A 19,471-nucleotide genomic window follows, 5' to 3' on the forward strand; every position below is an offset into this window, starting at 1 on the left:
GTATCCCAGATGTCAGAAGCGTCCCGAAACCATTCCGGAAAAATAAGACGCGACATTATAGCGGCGCACAGGTTATGAGTCGAGGAAAGCAAGCGAATGTTGTCGCGGTAAAACTCACGCGTGAATCGTTCCTTCGACTAAAACTCCTACGGCGCGCACATAAAATTAAGATGTCGCCTACACAGAAACACAAGCGGCCCTAAGGCCGCCTGCAAAATTCTCACCTACTAATACCCTAAATCAGGCCCGAGTGACTACTATTATCCCGCCTGTTTTTAATTAATCCCGCTGCTCAAGCCAATGTACCGGCCCCGCGACAAGACGGCGAAGCCGGGACGGTATCTTGTAACCCAGCCCACTCTTTTAGGGTGTAGGTGTGCAAGGCCAGCGCATGCACCGTGCTTGCAAGCTCTTCAGCCAACGCACTATAAATCGCGCGGTGGCGATTAAGAAAGCGTTGATCTTGAAATTTATCGCTGACGATCACAATTTTAAAATGACTTTCCGAACCCGCGGGAACATTGTGGCGGTAACTTTCATTGATTACCTCCAGATGATCCGGTTCGAATGCCAATTTTAGTTTTTCTTCAATTTGTTCCCGAATCAAAATCATCATGTGCTCCTGACTACTGAGGCAGAAAACAGCCTACTCTCTCTGGTAATATTAGTTGATTTTCGCTGTTTTATAACATTTTGGATACAAAATATCCCGAATATCTCTGCATCAATATCTTCCCCCCGCCAATCGCGGTGATATGATGTGGCAACTGCAAACTCGCAAAATAACATGGCTGCTATCCCGCTCTGATTATTAAAGAATTCCATAACTATTGAGAAAGTGAACATGCTAAAGAAAATTCTTTTCCCGCTGTTGGCTGTTTTTATACTGGCGGGTTGTGCTGCCAGTAACAACACGTTGAATGTGACGCCGAAAATCGTCTTGCCACCGCAAGACCCAACGCTGATGGGGATTACTATCAGCATTAATGGGGCAGATCAGCGCCAAGATGCCGCACTGGCTAAAGTCAATCGTGATGGTCAACTGGTGGTATTAACCCCATCGCGTGACCTGCGTTTCTTGCTACAGGAAGTACTCGAGAAACAAATGACTGCCCGCGGCTATATGATTGGCACCAATGCACCAGTTGATCTACAAATTGTGGTAAATCAGCTATTTGCTGATGTGCAGGAAGGTAATCTGCGCTATAACATCACCACAAAAGCAGATATTTCCATCACTGCCACGGCAAAAAATGGCAACAAGCAGGTTAAAAACTACCGCGCCAGCTATAACGTGCAAGGTGCATTTACTGCAACCAATGAAAAAATCACTAATGCCGTTAACACCGTGTTGAGCGATGTTATTGCAGATATGGCGCAAGACACCAGCGTCAGCAGCTTTATCAAGCAGAATGCCCGTTAATCTGCTGTTTGCTTAACATCTTTATTACTGCTTAATAGAATGTTCTGCCCCGTTCATGGGGTGGAACATGTAGGTCTAACATGTCCAATCGCTATTCAAACCTTTTTACCCAACGTAATTCTCTTGTTCTTTTGTTGTTGGGATTTGCTTCAGGCCTCCCTTTAGCCCTGACTGGTGGGACATTACAGGCCTGGATGACGGTAGAAAACGTTAGCCTGAAAACTATTGGTATTTTTTCCCTGGTCGGCCAAGCCTACGTATTTAAGTTCCTCTGGTCCCCCTTTATGGACCGCTACACCCCGTCATTCCTCGGCCGCCGACGCGGTTGGTTGCTCATCAGCCAGCTGTTATTAATCGTCGCCATTATCGCCATGGGGTTTATGGAGCCGGCTAAACATTTATGGTGGCTAGCCGCTATTGCTGTGCTGGTTGCTTTCTGTTCTGCATCGCAAGACATTGTTTTTGATGCCTATAAAACTGACTTACTGACGGCGGAAGAACGCGGTACCGGTGCCGCCGTCTCCGTGCTGGGTTATCGTCTCGCCATGTTGGTGTCGGGCGGGCTGGCGTTGTGGATAGCGGATCGCTATCTTGGTTGGCAATCCACTTACTGGTTGATGGCTGGATTAATGTTAATTGGGGTATTTGCCACACTATTTGCCCCAGAACCCGACATTCGAATTGCTCCGCCAAAAACCTTGGAACAAGCCATTGTTGAGCCATTGCGAGATTTCTTTGGCCGTAACAATGCCTGGCTGATTCTGCTGCTTATCGTGTTGTACAAAATGGGCGATGCTTTTGCAGCCAGTCTGAGCACTACATTCCTGATCCGCGGAGTCGGATTTGATGCCGGTGAAGTCGGGTTGGTCAATAAAACCCTGGGATTAATCGCCACTATTATTGGCGCGCTGTATGGCGGCCTGCTAATGCAGCGCCTGAGCTTATTCCGCGCATTGATGATATTCGGCATTTTACAGGCAGTATCCAACATTGGTTACTGGCTGTTATCCATCACAGATAAAAATATATTCTCCATGGGCAGCGCCATATTCCTGGAAAACCTGTGTGGCGGGATGGGAACTGCGGCATTTGTCGCGCTGCTGATGACACTCTGTAATAAATCTTTCTCCGCCACACAATTTGCTTTGTTATCAGCATTATCCGCGGTAGGGCGAGTCTACGTTGGCCCGATAGCCGGGTGGTTCGTTGAAACACATGGCTGGCCATTATTCTACTTATTCTCCATTGCGGCGGCCATTCCTGGGTTATTACTGCTCTATATCTGCCGCCAGACGTTAGAACACACCCAGAAAACTGATGAATTCATGCCAAGAACAGCATTTAAAACTGCTTACCGCTGGGCATTGCGCTTTTTGACCATAGGCTGCGTGTTATTAGCCGCATGGCTCATCTTACTGATATGTAATGCATTGGATTGGACTGCAGCCCCTGATGTGGCAGAGATACTGCTGCTGCGTGGTATTCAGCTCAGTGTAGTCGGCATGGTGCTGGGGGGAGTATTGGATTATCTCGCGCTGAAACGAGAAAAATTAGCGTAATAAACCCTATTTAATGACCAAAGCCGGTGCTTACACCGGCTTTTTTTATGCTGGCAAGATAAGCCACTTGAATACCTCATCACTAATTTATTGATGGGTATCACAAATTAAAGTGACAGTTGCAAAATATTATTCGCAAAACGAGATCCAAATCACTTTCAACTATTTATCCTTTCGTGCTCTGAGATTATGATGAGCGCACTTTTTGTTAAGGACTGTGTCCTTTTGTTTCTCCTGACATCTTTCACTCACACAGAGGCATTTATGCGTAAAATTCTTATCGGCGCAGTCGCGCTGACGGCGGTCACTTTGGCTCCGGCCGTGCAAGCGGAATACCAGTGGGGGTTTGCTAATATCAGCATGAACTACCTTGACTGGACTCGTAGCACAACGCATAAATCCGGTGACTCTTCGCATAAAGATGACTTCGCGTATATTGAGTTGGAAGGCGGTGCAGGCTATAGCTGGGGCGAGGTCTACGGCTTCTTTGACTTAGAAAACCCGTTCAATTCAAAAACAGCGCAACCGGGCGATAACCAGCGCTACACTTTCAAGACAACTGGCCGCTACTATCTGGGTGATTCAGGTTTCAACCTTTATGGCCATCTTTATGGCACCTACTCGCTGCCAAGTGCTGAGGGCAACAATTACAGCAACTTCCATGAAGTAAATACGCTATACGGTATTGGCTATAACGCCACTGTTGCCGGTGTCTGGATGAAGCCGTTTGTTGCTCTACACTATGTGGACCAGACCTATTACTCCGGTAATAACGGCTATGTTGTCGGCTGGGTTGCAGGCTATGACTTCACCGCGTTCGATGAGAAATTCAGCATCACCAACTGGAATGAACTGGAGTTTAACCGAGCGGAGCGCTACGCCGCAGGCAACGGCGGCCGTAACGGAGTAAACGGTGCGATTGCGCTTTGGTGGACGCCAATTAAGCAATTCACCACTGGTATTCAATACCGTTATGCTTATAACAAATTAGGCGAAGATTTTTTACAAGATGGTATCGTTTATTCGATTAAATATAATTTCTAGCTAAATGATTCCGGGGACGTCTATTTTTAGTCCCCGGAATATATTTTAATTTACTGCGTCATCACATATTATTTACATAAAATAAGCCTACGCATTAAATAAAAATCAGTATTTCCTATGAATAAAAGCGTAATTACTGTTGTTTTTCCTTAACATCCGCTGCATTACAATAACCCGCTTTCGCCAACATATTGTTGCTATTAGTAAATTGCCACGCATGGCAACATCTGTGACCCCCTTAACATAAAGTGTCAACAAGCCGCTGACACAATCTTAAGCATGTTTACAGTCCTGCAACGTTCCCGTAAAATGCCCGCACACATGAAACGACAATAGAGCCCTTTTGTAATTGAGGTCGTTAGATGAGACTTAAGAAATACATTAAAAATATGGGTATGTTGTCTTTATTAGCAGCCACAGTAATGCTTAGTGGTTGCGATATGGTATTGATGAACCCCAAAGGCGCAATCGGAGTCGAGCAAAAAACACTGATACTCACTGCTATCGGTTTAATGTTGATCGTCGTAGTTCCGGTTATTTTTATGGCGTTTGCTTTTGCATGGAAGTATCGCGCGTCCAACAAAAGTGCGACCTACACCCCAAACTGGTCCCATTCCAACAAAATTGAGCTTGTTGTTTGGGCTGTTCCAATCATTATTATTGCTATTTTGGCAACAATAACTTGGAAAACTTCCCACGAACTTGACCCGTTCAAACCACTTGAAGTGGCGGGTAAACAACCCATCACCATTGAAGTGGTTTCCCTTGACTGGAAATGGCTATTTATCTATCCAGAACAAGGTATTGCTACAGTAAATGAACTGGCTTTCCCTACTGATGTTCCGGTGAACTTCAAAATCACCTCCAACTCAGTAATGAACTCGTTCTTTATTCCTCAGTTAGGCGGGCAGATTTATGCGATGGCCGGGATGCAAACCAAACTGCACCTGATCGCCAACGAAGCCGGTAAATACAATGGTATTTCCAGCAGCTTCAGTGGCAAAGGCTTCTCTGGTATGAAATTCACTGCAATCGCCACACCGACGCAGGAAGACTTCAACCAGTGGGTCGCACAAGTGAAAAAATCGCCAAATACCCTGAATACCACTGATGATTTCAATAAACTGGCTGAACCGAGTGAAAATAACCCGGTTGAGTATTTCTCCAGTGTTAAACCGGAGCTGTTTAAAGGAATTATTGGCAAGTTTATGGGCGATATGAACATGCACCAAAAAGGCGATGATACCCATAAAGGTATGGATATGAGCCAGGGCATGGATATGGGCGAACACGCCGCTCACGCCGGAGCCGAGGAATAAAACGATGTTGGGAAAATTAACACTTGATGCGGTTCCGCTACACGAACCAATCATTATGGTTACCGTTGCTGCAATTGTTCTGGGTGGGCTGGCGCTTGTCGCTGCTCTGACCTATTTTGGCAAATGGAAATGGTTATGGAGCGAATGGCTGACTTCGGTTGACCATAAAAAAATCGGTATCATGTACATTCTGGTCGCCATGGTCATGCTGTTGCGTGGTTTTGCCGACGCCATCATGATGCGTAGCCAGCAAGCACTTGCTTCCGCTGGTGAGGCCGGGTTCCTGCCGCCTCATCACTATGATCAAATTTTCACCGCGCACGGCGTTATCATGATTTTCTTCATGGCGATGCCTTTCGTCGTGGGCTTGATGAACGTGGTTGTACCGCTACAAATCGGTGCTCGTGACGTTGCCTTCCCGTTCCTTAACTCCTTGAGTTTCTGGTTCTTTGTCGTCGGTGTGGTGTTAATCAACATCTCGCTGGGGGTCGGTGAATTCGCGCAAACCGGTTGGTTAGCCTATCCGCCGCTATCAGGCATAGAATATAACCCAGGAGTTGGGGTCGATTACTGGATCTGGAGTCTACAGATTTCTGGTTTAGGGACCTTACTGACCGGTGTTAACTTCTTCGCGACAATTCTGAAAATGCGTGCGCCTGGCATGTCGATGATGAAGATGCCTGTCTTCACATGGGCGGCACTTTGCACCAACATTTTAATTATCGTTTCTTTCCCGATCCTGACGGTGACTGTCGCGTTACTGACACTGGATCGCTACATGGGCACCCATTTCTTTACCAATGATATGGGCGGCAACATGATGATGTACATCAACCTGATTTGGGCCTGGGGCCATCCGGAAGTGTACATTCTGGTGCTGCCGGTATTCGGGGTGTTCTCCGAAGTGACCGCCACCTTCTCAAGAAAGCGTCTGTTTGGTTACACTTCTTTAGTGTGGGCAACCATCGCCATTACCGTGCTGTCGTTTATTGTTTGGCTACACCACTTCTTCACCATGGGGTCTGGTGCCAACGTCAACGCCTTCTTCGGTATCGCCACGATGATTATTTCTATCCCGACTGGGGTGAAAATCTTCAACTGGCTGTTCACCATGTACCAAGGCCGTATCCAGTTTAACTCCGCCATGTTGTGGACCGTTGGCTTCATCATCACCTTCTCTATCGGTGGGATGACTGGCGTTCTGTTGGCGGTGCCGGGTGCCAACTTTGTTCTGCATAACAGTTTGTTCCTGATTGCCCACTTCCATAACGTGATTATCGGTGGTGTGGTGTTCGGTTGCTTTGCTGGCCTGACTTACTGGTGGCCGAAGTCCTTTGGCTTTACGCTGAATGAAAAATGGGGCATCCGTGCATTCTGGTTCTGGATTATCGGCTTCTTCGTAGCTTTCATGCCACTGTATGTGCTGGGCTTTATGGGGATGACTCGTCGTCTAAGCCAGGATATCAACCCGGAATTCCACCCGATGTTGATGGTGGCCGCAGGCGGTGCAGCACTGATTGCATGCGGTATCTTGTGCCAAGTTATCCAGGTGTTCGTCAGTATTCGTGACCGCGAGCAAAATCGCGACCTGACTGGTGACCCATGGGGTGGCCGTACGCTGGAGTGGTCTACCTCTTCCCCACCGCCGTTCTATAACTTCGCAGTTGTTCCTGAAGTGACAGACCGTGACGAATTCTGGGATATGAAAGAGAAAGGCGAAGCATACAAACGCCCAGCGAAATACGAAGAAATCCACATGCCGAAGAATACTGGTGCAGGTGTGATTATTGCTGGCTTCAGCTTGATCTTTGGCTTTGCCATGATCTGGTATATCTGGTGGCTGGCCATTGTTGGCTTCGCTGGCATGATTGTGACCTGGATTGTGAAAAGCTTCGACGAGGATGTTGATTACTATGTGCCGGTGGCAGAAGTTGAGCGCATTGAAAATCTTCATCATGAACAAATCAGCAAAGCAGGCGTGAATCATGTCAACTGAAACTCTGACTAACCACAACGTCGCCCATGCAGAGCATGGGCATCACGATGCAGGAGCGACGAAAGTCTTCGGCTTCTGGATCTACCTGATGAGCGACTGTATTTTGTTTGCGACCTTGTTCGCAACTTATGCAGTGCTGGTAAACGGGACCGCTGGCGGTCCTTCCGGCAGGGATATCTTCGACTTGAACTTTGTTCTGGTCGAAACCTTCCTGTTACTGTTCAGTAGTATTACTTACGGCATCGCTATGCTGGGCATGAATAAAGGCCATAAAAACCAGGTAAATACCTGGCTAGGTCTGACTTTCCTGTTCGGTCTGGGCTTTGTGGCCATGGAAATCTATGAATTCCATCACCTGATTGTTGAAGGCTACGGCCCGGATCGCAGCGCGTTCCTGTCAAGCTTCTTCGCTCTGGTTGCCACCCACGGTATTCACGTTACTGCTGGCCTGGTTTGGATCATCATTATGATGATTCAAGTAGCAAAACGCGGCCTGAATGAGACGAACCGTACCCGCCTGATGTGCCTGAGCTTGTTCTGGCACTTCCTGGACGTGGTCTGGATCTGCGTATTCACCGTTGTCTATCTGTTAGGAGCCATGTAATGAGTCATCCAACAACTACTCACGGTGGAGCCAGCCACGGTAGCTTGAAGTCATATCTTATTGGCTTCATTCTGTCGGTCATTCTGACAGTTATTCCATTCGCTATGGTGATGAGTGGTACCGCCTCCCATACGACTATTCTGGCCACAGTGGTCGGTTTAGCCGTGGTGCAGATTATCGTGCATCTGGTGTACTTCCTGCATATGAATGGATCGTCCGAAGAACGTTGGAATCTGGTGGCATTCCTGTTCACCGCTATGATTATCGCAATCGTTGTTGTGGGCTCACTCTGGATTATGTACAACCTCAACATCAATATGATGGTTGACTGAAGAGCTGCATGTGATGATTAAGCAATACCTGCAAGTAACTAAACCAGGAATTATTTTCGGCAATTTAATTTCTGTCGTTGGGGGATTTCTCCTCGCTTCCAAAGGCGTGATTGATTACCCCCTTTTTCTCGCCACCCTGTTCGGTGTCTCGCTAGTTGTTGCCTCCGGCTGTGTATTTAACAACTACATCGACCGTGACATCGACCGCATCATGGAGAGAACGAAGAATCGTGTCCTGGTCAAAGGGCTTATCGATCCGAAAGTGAGCCTGATTTATGCTTCAGTACTGGGTATTGCTGGCATGTTGCTGCTCTATGTCGCCGCTAACCCATTAGCCATGTGGCTGGCTGTGATTGGTTTCGTGATTTATGTCGGGGTTTATAGCCTCTACATGAAGCGCAAATCTGTCTACGGCACATTGATTGGCAGCTTATCAGGTGCCGCGCCACCGGTGATTGGTTACTGCGCCGTTACCGGGCAGTTTGATATGGGTGCGTTGATCTTGCTGCTTATCTTCAGCTTGTGGCAAATGCCGCACTCTTATGCCATCGCGATTTTCCGCTTTAAGGATTATCAAGCTGCCAACATTCCGGTGCTGCCGGTGATAAAAGGAATATCGGTCACCAAAAACCATATTACCCTTTATATCTTGGCCTTTATGGTCGCCACCTTAATGCTGACCCTAAGTGGCTATGCTGGCTACAAATATCTGGTCGTGGCCGCGGCGGTGAGTGTTTGGTGGTTGGGCATGGCATTGCGCGGTTATAAAGCCACCAATGACAGCGTATGGGCGAGAAAACTATTTGTCTTCTCTATCATTGCCATTACGTCATTGAGCGTCATGATGTCGGTTGATTTCAATGTTCCTTCCTCGGCCGGGTTACTGACTTACGTCGGGTAATTTCAATCCTGTTGATCTGAAAGTGGCTGTGACCTACAGCCACTTTTTATTTCTCGCCCTCCCCTGCTGTTAGCTAAAAACTCGCCTGTAATACATTCTAAACATCAATAGATTTACTGGCTGCGCCCAACATCATTACAATGGGAAAGAATGTTTTTTTGAGGTGGTAATGAACGACAATAAAATGACCCCGCAGGAGCTTAGAGCGACTTGGGGGCTGGGTACGGTATTCTCTTTGCGCATGCTCGGCATGTTTATGGTTTTGCCGGTTCTCACCACCTATGGCATGGCGCTTTCTGGTGCCAGCGAAGCACTGATTGGCCTTGCCATTGGTATCTACGGCCTGGCCCAGGCCATTTTCCAGATCCCTTTCGGACTGGTTTCCGACCGTATCGGCCGTAAGCCTTTGATTGTTGGCGGCTTACTAGTATTCGCCCTGGGGAGTGTTATTGCGGCTTTGAGCGATTCTATCTGGGGCATCATTCTGGGCCGCGCATTACAAGGTTCTGGGGCGATTGCTGCTGCTGTCATGGCATTGTTATCTGATTTGACCCGCGAGCAAAACCGCACTAAGGCAATGGCATTTATCGGCCTCAGTTTTGGTATCACTTTTGCCATCGCCATGGTGCTCGGCCCCATAGTCACCCATGCTTTTGGCCTACAAGCTCTATTCTGGGGGATAGCCATACTGGCGCTATTGGGTATTGTCATCACATTGGCAGTGGTGCCGGATGCCGATAGCCATGTGCTGAACCGCGAATCCAGTATCGTCAAAGGCAGTGTGCGCAAGGTGCTCAACAACAGCCGACTGCTGAAACTTAATTTTGGCATCATGTGTCTGCACATCTTATTGATGTCGAGCTTTGTGGCCCTGCCGCAAATTATGGCCAGTGCCGGATTAGCACCTGCCCAGCATTGGATGGTCTATCTGGTGACCATGTTGGTCTCTTTTGCCGCTGTCGTGCCGTTTATTATTTATGCCGAAGTTAAACGCCGCATGAAGCAGGTCTTTATGGGCTGTGTCGCGGTGCTGTTTGCCGCTGAAGTGGTACTGTGGTCGGCTGGGCAACAGTTGTGGATAATCATTGCCGGCGTGCAGCTATTCTTCATTGCTTTCAATGTGATGGAGGCGATATTGCCATCATTGATCAGTAAAGAAGCCCCCGCAGGCTATAAAGGGACGGCCATGGGAATTTACTCCACCAGCCAATTTATTGGGGTGGCTATCGGCGGCAGTTTAGGTGGCTGGATGTTTGGCATGGCGGGCGCGAATATGGTGTTTGCCGCCGGTGCGGTTATCGCGCTTGTGTGGTTTGCCGTCAGCGCGAGCATGCAAGAACCCCCTTATGTCAGTAGCCTGCGAATTACCTTGTCAGAATTGGCGGTAAAAGACTCGGCATTGGAACAGCGAATCAAAGCGCAACCCGGTGTGACTGAAGCGGTCGTGGTGACAGCCGAGCGCAGTGCTTACGTCAAAGTGGATACCAAAAAAACCAATCGCCATCAGCTCGAAGAGTTAGTCAACGCGATATAAATTAAAGCAGGTACAAAAGTCATGCTCACTTTTGTACCTGACTTAGCTCAATATCAGTCGCGGAAGTTATTGAACTGGAATGGCTGGCCCAAATCAGCACCACGAATCAAGGCCATCACCCCTTGCAAATCATCACGTGCTTTGCCGGTTACCCGAACTTGTTCGCCCTGGATCTGTGCCTGCACTTTGAGTTTGCTGTCTTTAATCAGCTTAACCAACTTCTTCGCCTGCGCACTTTCAATGCCTTGTTTTAGCTTGGCTTCTACACTGTAGGTTTTGCCACTGCGATCCATTTCTTCCGGGATCTCCAGTGCCGCCCCCTCAATACCGCGCTTACTCAGTTGAGCCCGCAAAATATCCAGCAGTTGCTCGACCTGAAAATCAGACTCACTGGCAACTTTAATACTTTCGTTCTTTTCATTTAGCTCAAAACTCGCTGGAACATTACGGAAATCCCAACGGTTTGCCAGATCACGAGTGGCGTTTTCCACTGCGTTACGCACTTCCTGCATATCAATTTCAGATACGATGTCGAAAGATGGCATATTCCCTCCTCCTGATAAGATGAATGGCAAGCATAATAACCGCTTTATCCCGGTAGACAAAGCCAAGCTGCTGACAATTAATCAACTTACATGCAGTTCTTGGTCAAGCCAGTGTACAGCTAACTCTGGGTTTAATGACCAAAAAGTCTATAATCAAAACATATCACTTAAATAAAAATAGTGTACTTCCGCCGACACCAAGGAGGTCTCAATGAAAATTACTGTGCTTGGTTGCGGAGCTCTCGGGCAGCTGTGGTTAGCTGCGTTATACCAGCAAGGCCACGATGTACAAGGCTGGCTTCGTGTGCCACAGCCCTTTTGTTCAGTCAATGTCATTACGTTAAGCGGCGAGGCTTTCAATCAAAACCTCCCGACGAACGATCCAGAGCATTTATCCAAAAGTGAATTATTATTGGTTTGTTTGAAGGCATGGCAAGTTTCCAGTGCAATCATCAGCTTACTGCCGATGCTTAACCCCGAATGTAAGATTTTACTGCTGCATAATGGGATGGGCACACAAGAAGAATTGCCGCGAGATGACCATGTTTTCCTACACGGAGTCACCACTCATGCAGCACGCCGCGATGGCAACACAATCGTCCATGTCGCGAGCGGTATTACCCATATTGGCCCAATGTCGCCTATTGCAACTGATATCAGCCACTTGGCGGATGTCTTGCATCAAGCCTTACCGGACGTAGCTTGGCACAATGATATCTCAGCGGCATGCTGGCAAAAATTGGCGGTAAACTGCGTGATTAATCCACTCACCGGCCTGTATAACTGCCGCAATGGTGATTTACAGCGCTATCCGCAACTGATTGAGAGTTTATGTGCTGAAGTCGCCAGTGTGATGGAGATGGAGGGCTATCATACTTCCACTGACAGCCTGCTCAGTTACGTAAATAATGTTATCCAGAGTACTGCTGATAACATTTCATCACTCTTGCAGGATTTGCGCTGCCAACGGCACACCGAGATAGATTACATTACCGGTTATTTGCTGCGGCGTGCGCGCAGCCACGGCATGACCTTGCCGGAGAATGCCCGGCTGTATGACTTAATTAAACGTAAGGAAAATGAGTATGAGCGTATCGGCGCTGGTCTGCCTGGCTCCTGGTAGTGAAGAAACCGAGGCCGTTACCACCATTGATATTCTGGTGCGCGCAGGAATCAATGTCACCACGGCCAGTGTCGCCAGTGACGGCGCATTGGACATTACGTGCTCACGCGGCGTCCGTTTACTGGCCGATGCCCGCCTGGTGGATGTGGCTGATCAAAAATTTGATGTGGTGGTGCTGCCCGGTGGGATTAAGGGGGCGGAATGCTTGCGTGACAGCCCATTGTTAGTCGCTACCGTCGAACAAACACATAAAGAGGGCCGCCTGGTCGCTGCGATTTGCGCCGCCCCCGCCTTAGTGCTTGAGCACCACAAATTGTTCCCGGTTGGCAACATGACCGGTTTCCCGGCATTAAAAGATAAAATCGATCCGGCAAAATGGATGGATCAGCGCGTTGTCTACGACCGGCGAGTCAATTTAGTGACCAGCCAAGGGCCAGGGACATCCATTGATTTTGCACTGAAGATAGTTTTCTTGCTGCTCGGACGCGAAAAAGCGCAAGAGATTGCCTGGCAGTTAGTATTACCACCAGGAATTTATAACTATCGTGAATAACTGATGCTCACGAGAAAAGAGAACCGCCCCTTATCTGACTGAAAGTGGGCGGTTTTTCTTTTAGGCAAAATCAGGCCAATGCTTCTTCACCGATTTGGGCCAGTTGGCTTTTGCGATCCCGCTCCAACTCCAACACGCCACGGTGTGACAGGTAACAGAAGATAATGCAGCAGACTATTCCGCCCATCAGCAAATAGAAACCACCGTGCCAACCCACTCTATCCACCATGATTCCAAATAAGCTAGTGCCCAATGATGCCCCCAGAATATAACTCATAAAGCCCCGTAAACCGACAGCCGAACCGACAGCAAAGCTCGGGACAATTTCCATGGTTTGAACTGAGGCCAGGAACTGCGGTACATAAATCAAACACCCGACGATAGCAGCAAAGAACGTCACCATCAGTAAGGAATCACATTGCCAATAACCAATCAGACAAATGAATATCATCACCATACAAATCATTGCCAGAGGCATACGACGGCCACGGAAAAACTTATCTGATAGCCAACCGGCCAATAGTGTCGAGGGTATGGCCGCCCATTCAAAGAACAAGAATGCGACGCTCATTTCACCTTTGGTAAAATGCTTCTCCGTCAGCAAATAAATAGGCAGCCAGCTGATCATGCCAAAACGCACCATATAAACAAACACATCCACAAATGAGACATACCAGGCATGCTTATTTTTCAATACGTAAGTACAGAAAATCTGGAATGCGGACATATTCTCAGGGGCTTGCTGCCCCGCTTTTATCGGCTCGACGGCCAAATCCTCAGGTATGATTTTTTGTAATGGAGGTAAGCCTTCACTTACCGGCGAGCCCTTACCCAGCAGTAAAATCAGTGACCCAAAAACCACTGCCACTCCAGCCGGCACGATATAGCTGGCCGTTTGCCAGTGCTCAGTTCCTAAAATGGCAAATGCCCCCCCGACGATTGGGGCAACAATACCGCCCCCCACATTATGAGAGATATTCCAAATCGCACCAACCCGCCCGCGTTCACGGCGCGGGAACCAATTGGCGATAGTAATAAAGGAGGGGCCAACCCCCATGCCTTGGAAGAAGCCGTTAAAAATAACTAATACTGCAAACAACCAAAACGCGCCACTGAAACCCAGCCCAATATTAACCAAAGCACAAAGTAATAACCCGACGGCCATATACACTTTGGGATTAGCTTTATCTGCCAGGCTACTCATAATACCTTTGCTGATACCATAGGCAATTAACATGCAACTACTCAATAAACCTATTTCCGTAGCACTAAGATGTAATTGCTCTTTCAAATAAGGTGTTGAGAGTGTGAAGTTATTTCTCACAATATAGTAAGAAAGATAACCAATAAATATACTGAACAGCGCTTGAACTCGATAGCGATTATATGTAGCGATCACTTTATCATCAGGAACTTTATGTGTTGCGACTTTAGGCTTCATAAATGAGAGCATAGTTCACCTTACCAATTTATTATTACATTCATTTTTAGAAAAATAGAAACCCTGGCATTGAGGCCAATAATTCTTTTTTTGGTAATAGCACCAACCGAATAAACAGATGACAGCGCAGACACAAAACAGTTGATATTGCTGGGCCCACTACGTCATTATGTTACCTGACCAGCATGCAATGATGCCCCTATGGATGCAACAGTGTTAATATGTTTCAATATCGACACAATCGGCAGAAATTTATGAGTCAAAATTAACTCATTTATCATTATTGTTATTTTATTTATCTGAAAAAGATAAAAATGGGACAAATAAGAACAATATCGGCCGAGAAAATATAACGTTTATTTATTGTTTTTTTGATATTAGTCACACATTAGCAGAGGAAATAAAATATATGCGCGCATTAACCACATTACTGCTGAGTATAATCTTTGTCAGCGGATTGGCTCGTGCAGCTATAGCAAATGAGTTGGTTATCGCGACGACATTCTCCCCGGAAGCCACCGCACATATTATTTCCCAATGGCAAAAACAGCCGCAATCTATTGCTGTCCGCACCCTTAACCGCACCAGTTCTTCACTTGAGCGGCTGTTGGATACCCCGATGGGGGAAAGTATCGACCTGATTCTGACCTCATCGCCCATGCTGATGCAGCATTTACAAGATCACCAACAGTTAATGGCCCTGCCGCCATTGCCGCAGCAAACCCAACCACAATTAGTGCCCGAGTCTATCCGCAGCTCCACCGTGGCCGTGGCGATTTCAGGTTATGGCATTTTAGCCAATAGCACCCGGCTAAAAGAAAAACACCTTCCGACCCCCACCACATGGGAAGGGCTGAAAGATGCCCGCTATCAGGGGATGATTTTGATGAGCAGCCCCTCGCGCTCCGATACCAATCACTTGATGATAGAAACCTTACTGCAAGAGCGCGGTTGGGAACATGGCTGGGCAACCTTGCTGGAGATTTCGGGCAATCTGGCGACGATTTCATCCCGCAGTTTTGGGGTATCCAATAAAATCAAAACCGGGCTAGGGATCGCCGGGCCGATTATTGATAACTACGCCACATTGCTGCTAAAAGACCCTCAACTCACTTTCAGTTACTTCCCGCAAAGTGGCGCTTCACCGACATTTATTGCGATAACCAAAAACAGCGCGCACCAAGCTGATGCCACGCGCTTTATTCATTTCTTATTAAGTGACACTGGGCAACAAGCACTGTCTGACACCGCCACCGGTAAATATCCAGTTTTTCCACTGCCAGAAAGCGACCCTCGCGCCAAGCAACAGCAACGTTTGCTACAGCAAACCCCGCTAGATTACCGGCAAATTCTGCTGCGCCAGCAATTGGTGCAACAGCTTTTCGATACCGCGATAAGCTTCCGTCTGCATCAATTACAAGATGCCTGGAAAGCATTACACAATGCCGAAACCCGCTTAAAGCGGCCTCTGCCTGAAATCCGCGCATTACTGACCGCCATCCCCGTGTCAGCCCGTCAGGCCAGTGACAGCAATTATCTGGCCTTGTTTAATCAGCCGAAAAATGCCGATAATTCGCAGGAAACAGAACTAATGGCGTGGCAGCAATTCTTTCAGCAGCAACAATATTTGGCGATCCAGCAATTGGAATCACTCAAATGAATCGTTTATGGCAACAAATCACCATCAGCTCTCTCTTGCGCTGGGCATTTGCCTTTGGTGCGGTTCTGACCCTGTTTGTCAGCGCCGTCAGCCTCTATTCGTGGAATGAGCAAAGCCAGCAAATCCGTTACGCGCTAAATGAGTATTTCCCAAAGATTCAGGCATCTTTTCAGTTAGAAGAAGATCTCAATGCACTTATTCAAGAGTTGAATGAATTCCAACATGCGCCGAACACCAGCGCCCGCATTCAGATGCGCGACCAAATTTCACATCGTCTAGATAAGATTGAACAAGCTAGCCGCAGCCTAACCCCTGATAATCAGCAGCCACTGGCGATTACACTCAACCATAGCCGTGAACTCCTGTTGCAGTTAGACAGCGCACTTTACAGCAATTTTTTGGCGAAAGAGAAAGTGGCGGAAATTGCCGCGCGGATTAACTGGTTGCACGATGATTTTAATAATGAGCTAACTTCTCTTTCGCAAGATATTAGCTGGCAGCAAGGTTCGCTAATTGATCAATTAACGCAAAAAACCAGCATCGACAAAAACCGACAACTGCAAACCACACTGCGCAATGTGCAAGATGAGCTGCAGCTGGTCTATGCACTGGCGCATATTGAAACACAAATCGTCGATGACCTGCGCGAACAACTGACCAATACGAATATTGATAGCCTGAATAACCACATTCGTTATCTTAGTTATCTTAAGCAAACTGCTGAGTCCAATATGCAATCACTGGCTAAACACCCCAGCACTATCACATTGCGCCAAACCATTGATGAGCTACTCAATCTGGGGATTGCCGACAAGAAAATGCCGGCAATTTTGCAAGAGCGCGCGGCGGCTCAGGCAAGTCTTGAGCACACCATTGCCGCGAAAGAACAGACACTCAGCCACTTTCGAACTCAGATAGAAAACCAGTTAGGGAGCAGCCATCAAGAGCTGCAAACATTTAATCAGCGGCTGGGGCATATCATGAGCATTAGCGGCTTGTTGATTGCCATTGCCACCCTGCTGGCATTGCTATTTGCCTTTATTCTTAATCATTTCTATATCCGCTCACGTCTGATCAAACGCTTCACTCTGCTGAATCAATCTGTCGCTCGCTTAGGGTGCGGTGAATTAAACACCACCATTCCGGTCTATGGCGGTGATGAACTCGGGCGCATTGCGGGCTTGCTGCGGCGCACTATCAGCCAGATAAATCAGCAAAAAAATCAGTTAACACAAGAGATTAGTGAGCGGATGGTGATTGAGAATAACCTGCGCACCGCGCAAGATGAGCTGATTCAGGCGGCTAAACTGGCGGTAGTGGGGCAAACCATGACCACCTTAGCCCATGAAATCAATCAGCCACTGAATGCATTATCACTTTATATTTTCAGTAGTGAGCGCGCACTACACAAAGGGGATAATCAAACGCTGGCGGGTAATCTTGCTAAGATGCGGGGGTTAAACCTAAGAATTGTAAATATTATCAATCAATTACGGCAATTTTCACGGCGCAGTGATGCCAACCAACAGCAACAACCTATTGACCTCAACCGCAGCCTGAATGATGCATGGGAGTTACTCGCCTTGCGCCATCGGCCATTAAATGCCCGCCTTATTGCGCCGGATAATATTCCCGCTGTTTATGGTGACGAAATTCGTATTCAGCAGGTGCTGGTTAATTTGCTGACAAACGCCTTGGAAGCCAGTCCACAAGTGGCGCCAGAGATTACCGTCAGCTTAGATAAACAGCCCAACCACCTACTCATGATGATAAGTGACAATGGCCAAGGCTGGCCCCTCGCATTGGCCGACCGCTTGCTCCAACCTTTTACCACCAGCAAGGAGGTCGGGCTTGGCATCGGGTTATCTATTAGCCAGTCCATTATGGAACAGTGCCGCGGAGAACTGCGGCTGGCCTCGACTTTAGATTGTCACGCCATGGTAATTCTGCAATTTAGGAGCCTCGACCATGTCAAATGAGAAACAATCCCCCTTAACCCATCAACAGCAGATTTTACTGATTGATGATGATCTTGATGTACTGGAAGCTTATCAACAAATTCTGACGCAAGAGGGATATCAGGTCTATTCCTGTAGCTCGCCACTGGCCGCCGCAGAAATGATCCCAACTGACTGGCGCGGCATGGTTATCAGTGATGTTTGTATGCCGGGATTATCCGGAATGGCCCTGCTGGAAATATTGCTCGAGCAAGATAGCCACCTGCCTATTTTACTGATAACCGGCCATGGCGATGTTCCCATGGCGGTCGAAGCGGTTAAAAAAGGCGCATATGACTTTCTAGAAAAACCGGTTAATCCGGAAAAGTTGCTCCTCAGTGTTAATCAAGCCCTGGCCGACCGCCATGCCCTGATAACCCGGCGTTGCTGGCAGCGCGAGCAGCTAAGTGAGCACTTACTGGGTAGCAGTGGTTGGGTTCGCCAGTTACGCGAAAATCTACAGATGTTGGCCGATGTGGATGTGCCAGTGTTCTTATATGGCGAACTCGGGACGGGCCGCACTCTGGCTGCCCGCCATCTGCATCAGTTAAGCCAGCGCAGGGATAAGCCGCTGGTGATAGCGGACCCCGCCAGTGAAGTGGCTATGCCACTGGAGAATTGGATAACCCAAGCATGCGGTGGCACCTTAGTGATTAAAAACATTGAGTTACTGAGCCAGCAGCAGCAGCGCCTACTGGCCCAACAGCAAAGCCCGGATGATTGCCACTTTCGTCTCATTGCGTTAAGCCATACCCCTGCCACTCAGTTGGCCGCACAGCAACAATTAGTGCCGGAACTCTATTATCGTTTCTCTCTAAGCCATATTGAATGCCTGCCACTGGCACGACGCCCCGGTGATATCGAAGTGTTATTCCGCCATTACCTGGAGAATGCCTGCATCCGGCTGAATCGCCAGCGCCCGCAACTGAGCGAGGCTTTTGTGAAAAGTTTGTGCCGCCGCCCGTGGCCGGGGAATATTCGCGAACTCCTGAATGCCGCAGAATTATTTGCCGTCGGGGTCATGCCATTGGCGGATACTACTGGGGAATTGGCGAATGACACTGAGAGCACCCCGCTTGATGAGCGCATCGAACAATATGAGTGCCGGATTATTAATGAGGCGCTGAATATCCATCAAGGGCGGATTAATGATGTTGCGGAGTATTTGCAGGTGCCGCGTAAGAAACTCTATTTGCGGATGAAAAAATACGGCATCGATAAAAAAGATTATCGCTACTAGCGGCTGATGATCAGTGGACAAAGAGGCACTGCGCCAGCCCAGAGTGGCAAAGCGCAGTAGCCGCTAAACTTAGCCCGACAAGGCGTCGCGAGCAAAGTCAATCTGGGTGCGCCCAGCGCGCAGCCAACGGAGCGTACACGGAGTACGTGACGGCGGCGAGCACTGCGCCAGCCCAGAGTGGCAAAGCGCAGTAGCCGCTA

At 48.1% G+C, this 19,471-nt stretch carries 17 protein-coding genes; 14 read left to right on the forward strand and 3 right to left on the reverse strand.

Translation table 11 applies throughout. The features are described 5' to 3' along the window. Nucleotides 1-292: 292 nt before the first annotated feature. Nucleotides 293-613: a transcriptional regulator BolA gene (bolA, locus tag D5F51_RS13745; RefSeq protein WP_025377418.1), complete on the reverse strand. Its 321-nt coding sequence runs from the start codon at nt 611-613 to the stop codon at nt 293-295. A gap of 231 nt (nt 614-844) precedes the next feature. On the opposite strand from bolA, the gene D5F51_RS13750 reads away from it, so the two are divergent. The 9 genes from D5F51_RS13750 to D5F51_RS13790 all read left to right on the forward strand — a co-directional run bounded on the left by D5F51_RS13750 (nt 845) and on the right by D5F51_RS13790 (nt 10,712). After that, entirely contained in the window at nt 845-1,423 is a 579-nt protein-coding gene (locus D5F51_RS13750) for a lipoprotein (protein WP_025377417.1), read from the forward strand. Nucleotides 1,424-1,503: 80 nt separating this feature from the next. Beyond that, nucleotides 1,504-2,982, forward strand: coding sequence for a muropeptide MFS transporter AmpG (ampG, locus tag D5F51_RS13755; protein ID WP_129197346.1), 1,479 nt, complete (start codon nt 1,504-1,506; stop codon nt 2,980-2,982). A gap of 264 nt (nt 2,983-3,246) precedes the next feature. Continuing rightward, on the forward strand, nt 3,247-4,026 hold the full coding sequence (locus D5F51_RS13760; protein ID WP_129197348.1) for a nucleoside-specific channel-forming Tsx family protein: 780 nt from the start codon (nt 3,247-3,249) through the stop codon (nt 4,024-4,026). Between the two features lie 362 nt (nt 4,027-4,388). Beyond that, nucleotides 4,389-5,345 (forward strand): cytochrome o ubiquinol oxidase subunit II, encoded by a 957-nt coding sequence (gene cyoA, locus D5F51_RS13765; protein WP_025377415.1) that lies wholly within the window; start codon nt 4,389-4,391, stop codon nt 5,343-5,345. A 4-nt stretch (nt 5,346-5,349) separates the two neighbouring features. Then, nucleotides 5,350-7,341, forward strand: coding sequence for a cytochrome o ubiquinol oxidase subunit I (gene cyoB, locus D5F51_RS13770; protein WP_087769379.1), 1,992 nt, complete (start codon nt 5,350-5,352; stop codon nt 7,339-7,341). Beyond that, on the forward strand, nt 7,331-7,945 hold the full coding sequence (locus D5F51_RS13775) for a cytochrome o ubiquinol oxidase subunit III (protein ID WP_025377413.1): 615 nt from the start codon (nt 7,331-7,333) through the stop codon (nt 7,943-7,945). Before cyoB ends, D5F51_RS13775 begins: the two co-directional genes overlap by 11 nt. Continuing rightward, entirely contained in the window at nt 7,945-8,277 is a 333-nt protein-coding gene (locus D5F51_RS13780; protein ID WP_025377412.1) for a cytochrome o ubiquinol oxidase subunit IV, read from the forward strand. Before D5F51_RS13775 ends, D5F51_RS13780 begins: the two co-directional genes overlap by 1 nt. 13 nt (nt 8,278-8,290) lie before the next feature. Beyond that, nucleotides 8,291-9,178 (forward strand): heme o synthase, encoded by an 888-nt coding sequence (gene cyoE, locus D5F51_RS13785; RefSeq protein ID WP_025377411.1) that lies wholly within the window; start codon nt 8,291-8,293, stop codon nt 9,176-9,178. 169 nt (nt 9,179-9,347) lie between these two features. Next, on the forward strand, nt 9,348-10,712 hold the full coding sequence (locus D5F51_RS13790; RefSeq protein ID WP_162301744.1) for an MFS transporter: 1,365 nt from the start codon (nt 9,348-9,350) through the stop codon (nt 10,710-10,712). Between the two features lie 53 nt (nt 10,713-10,765). Here the strand turns inward: D5F51_RS13790 and D5F51_RS13795 are convergent, their stop codons facing one another. Continuing rightward, a complete protein-coding gene (locus tag D5F51_RS13795; protein ID WP_019212911.1) occupies nt 10,766-11,257 on the reverse strand; it encodes a YajQ family cyclic di-GMP-binding protein in 492 nt (163 codons plus the stop codon). Between the two features lie 211 nt (nt 11,258-11,468). Between D5F51_RS13795 and panE the strand changes: the two genes are divergently transcribed. Further along, nucleotides 11,469-12,380, forward strand: coding sequence for a 2-dehydropantoate 2-reductase (panE, locus tag D5F51_RS13800; RefSeq protein WP_025377409.1), 912 nt, complete (start codon nt 11,469-11,471; stop codon nt 12,378-12,380). Next, entirely contained in the window at nt 12,343-12,933 is a 591-nt protein-coding gene (gene yajL / locus D5F51_RS13805; protein ID WP_025377408.1) for a protein deglycase YajL, read from the forward strand. The genes panE and yajL overlap by 38 nt, the downstream gene beginning before the upstream one ends. 70 nt (nt 12,934-13,003) lie before the next feature. Here the strand turns inward: yajL and pgtP are convergent, their stop codons facing one another. Further along, a complete protein-coding gene (gene pgtP / locus D5F51_RS13810) occupies nt 13,004-14,386 on the reverse strand; it encodes a phosphoglycerate transporter PgtP (protein ID WP_129197352.1) in 1,383 nt (460 codons plus the stop codon). Between the two features lie 397 nt (nt 14,387-14,783). Here pgtP and D5F51_RS13815 point away from each other — a divergent pair, with 397 nt between their 5' ends. From D5F51_RS13815 to pgtA, 3 genes are read left to right on the forward strand one after another with little or no spacing between them, the layout of a single operon-like run. After that, nucleotides 14,784-16,034 (forward strand): ABC transporter substrate-binding protein, encoded by a 1,251-nt coding sequence (locus tag D5F51_RS13815; RefSeq protein WP_129197354.1) that lies wholly within the window; start codon nt 14,784-14,786, stop codon nt 16,032-16,034. Continuing rightward, on the forward strand, nt 16,031-18,013 hold the full coding sequence (gene pgtB / locus D5F51_RS13820) for a two-component system sensor histidine kinase PgtB (protein ID WP_129197357.1): 1,983 nt from the start codon (nt 16,031-16,033) through the stop codon (nt 18,011-18,013). Before D5F51_RS13815 ends, pgtB begins: the two co-directional genes overlap by 4 nt. Beyond that, nucleotides 18,003-19,271 (forward strand): two-component system response regulator PgtA, encoded by a 1,269-nt coding sequence (gene pgtA, locus D5F51_RS13825; protein WP_129197360.1) that lies wholly within the window; start codon nt 18,003-18,005, stop codon nt 19,269-19,271. Before pgtB ends, pgtA begins: the two co-directional genes overlap by 11 nt. The last annotated feature ends 200 nt before the right edge of the window (nt 19,272-19,471 follow it).

The sequence above is a fragment of the Yersinia hibernica genome (assembly GCF_004124235.1).
Classification (GTDB): domain Bacteria; phylum Pseudomonadota; class Gammaproteobacteria; order Enterobacterales; family Enterobacteriaceae; genus Yersinia; species Yersinia hibernica.

Bases quoted from the DNA above. Each gene is read 5' to 3' on its own strand.
- bolA (WP_025377418.1), bottom strand. From the start codon at position 613: ATGATTTTGATTCGGGAACAAATTGAAGAAAAACTAAAATTGGCATTC.
- D5F51_RS13750 (WP_025377417.1), top strand. From the start codon at position 845: ATGCTAAAGAAAATTCTTTTCCCGCTGTTGGCTGTTTTTATACTGGCG.
- ampG (WP_129197346.1), top strand. From the start codon at position 1,504: ATGTCCAATCGCTATTCAAACCTTTTTACCCAACGTAATTCTCTTGTT.
- D5F51_RS13760 (WP_129197348.1), top strand. From the start codon at position 3,247: ATGCGTAAAATTCTTATCGGCGCAGTCGCGCTGACGGCGGTCACTTTG.
- cyoA (WP_025377415.1), top strand. From the start codon at position 4,389: ATGAGACTTAAGAAATACATTAAAAATATGGGTATGTTGTCTTTATTA.
- cyoB (WP_087769379.1), top strand. From the start codon at position 5,350: ATGTTGGGAAAATTAACACTTGATGCGGTTCCGCTACACGAACCAATC.
- D5F51_RS13775 (WP_025377413.1), top strand. From the start codon at position 7,331: ATGTCAACTGAAACTCTGACTAACCACAACGTCGCCCATGCAGAGCAT.
- D5F51_RS13780 (WP_025377412.1), top strand. From the start codon at position 7,945: ATGAGTCATCCAACAACTACTCACGGTGGAGCCAGCCACGGTAGCTTG.
- cyoE (WP_025377411.1), top strand. From the start codon at position 8,291: ATGATTAAGCAATACCTGCAAGTAACTAAACCAGGAATTATTTTCGGC.
- D5F51_RS13790 (WP_162301744.1), top strand. From the start codon at position 9,348: ATGAACGACAATAAAATGACCCCGCAGGAGCTTAGAGCGACTTGGGGG.
- D5F51_RS13795 (WP_019212911.1), bottom strand. From the start codon at position 11,257: ATGCCATCTTTCGACATCGTATCTGAAATTGATATGCAGGAAGTGCGT.
- panE (WP_025377409.1), top strand. From the start codon at position 11,469: ATGAAAATTACTGTGCTTGGTTGCGGAGCTCTCGGGCAGCTGTGGTTA.
- yajL (WP_025377408.1), top strand. From the start codon at position 12,343: ATGAGCGTATCGGCGCTGGTCTGCCTGGCTCCTGGTAGTGAAGAAACC.
- pgtP (WP_129197352.1), bottom strand. From the start codon at position 14,386: ATGCTCTCATTTATGAAGCCTAAAGTCGCAACACATAAAGTTCCTGAT.
- D5F51_RS13815 (WP_129197354.1), top strand. From the start codon at position 14,784: ATGCGCGCATTAACCACATTACTGCTGAGTATAATCTTTGTCAGCGGA.
- pgtB (WP_129197357.1), top strand. From the start codon at position 16,031: ATGAATCGTTTATGGCAACAAATCACCATCAGCTCTCTCTTGCGCTGG.
- pgtA (WP_129197360.1), top strand. From the start codon at position 18,003: ATGTCAAATGAGAAACAATCCCCCTTAACCCATCAACAGCAGATTTTA.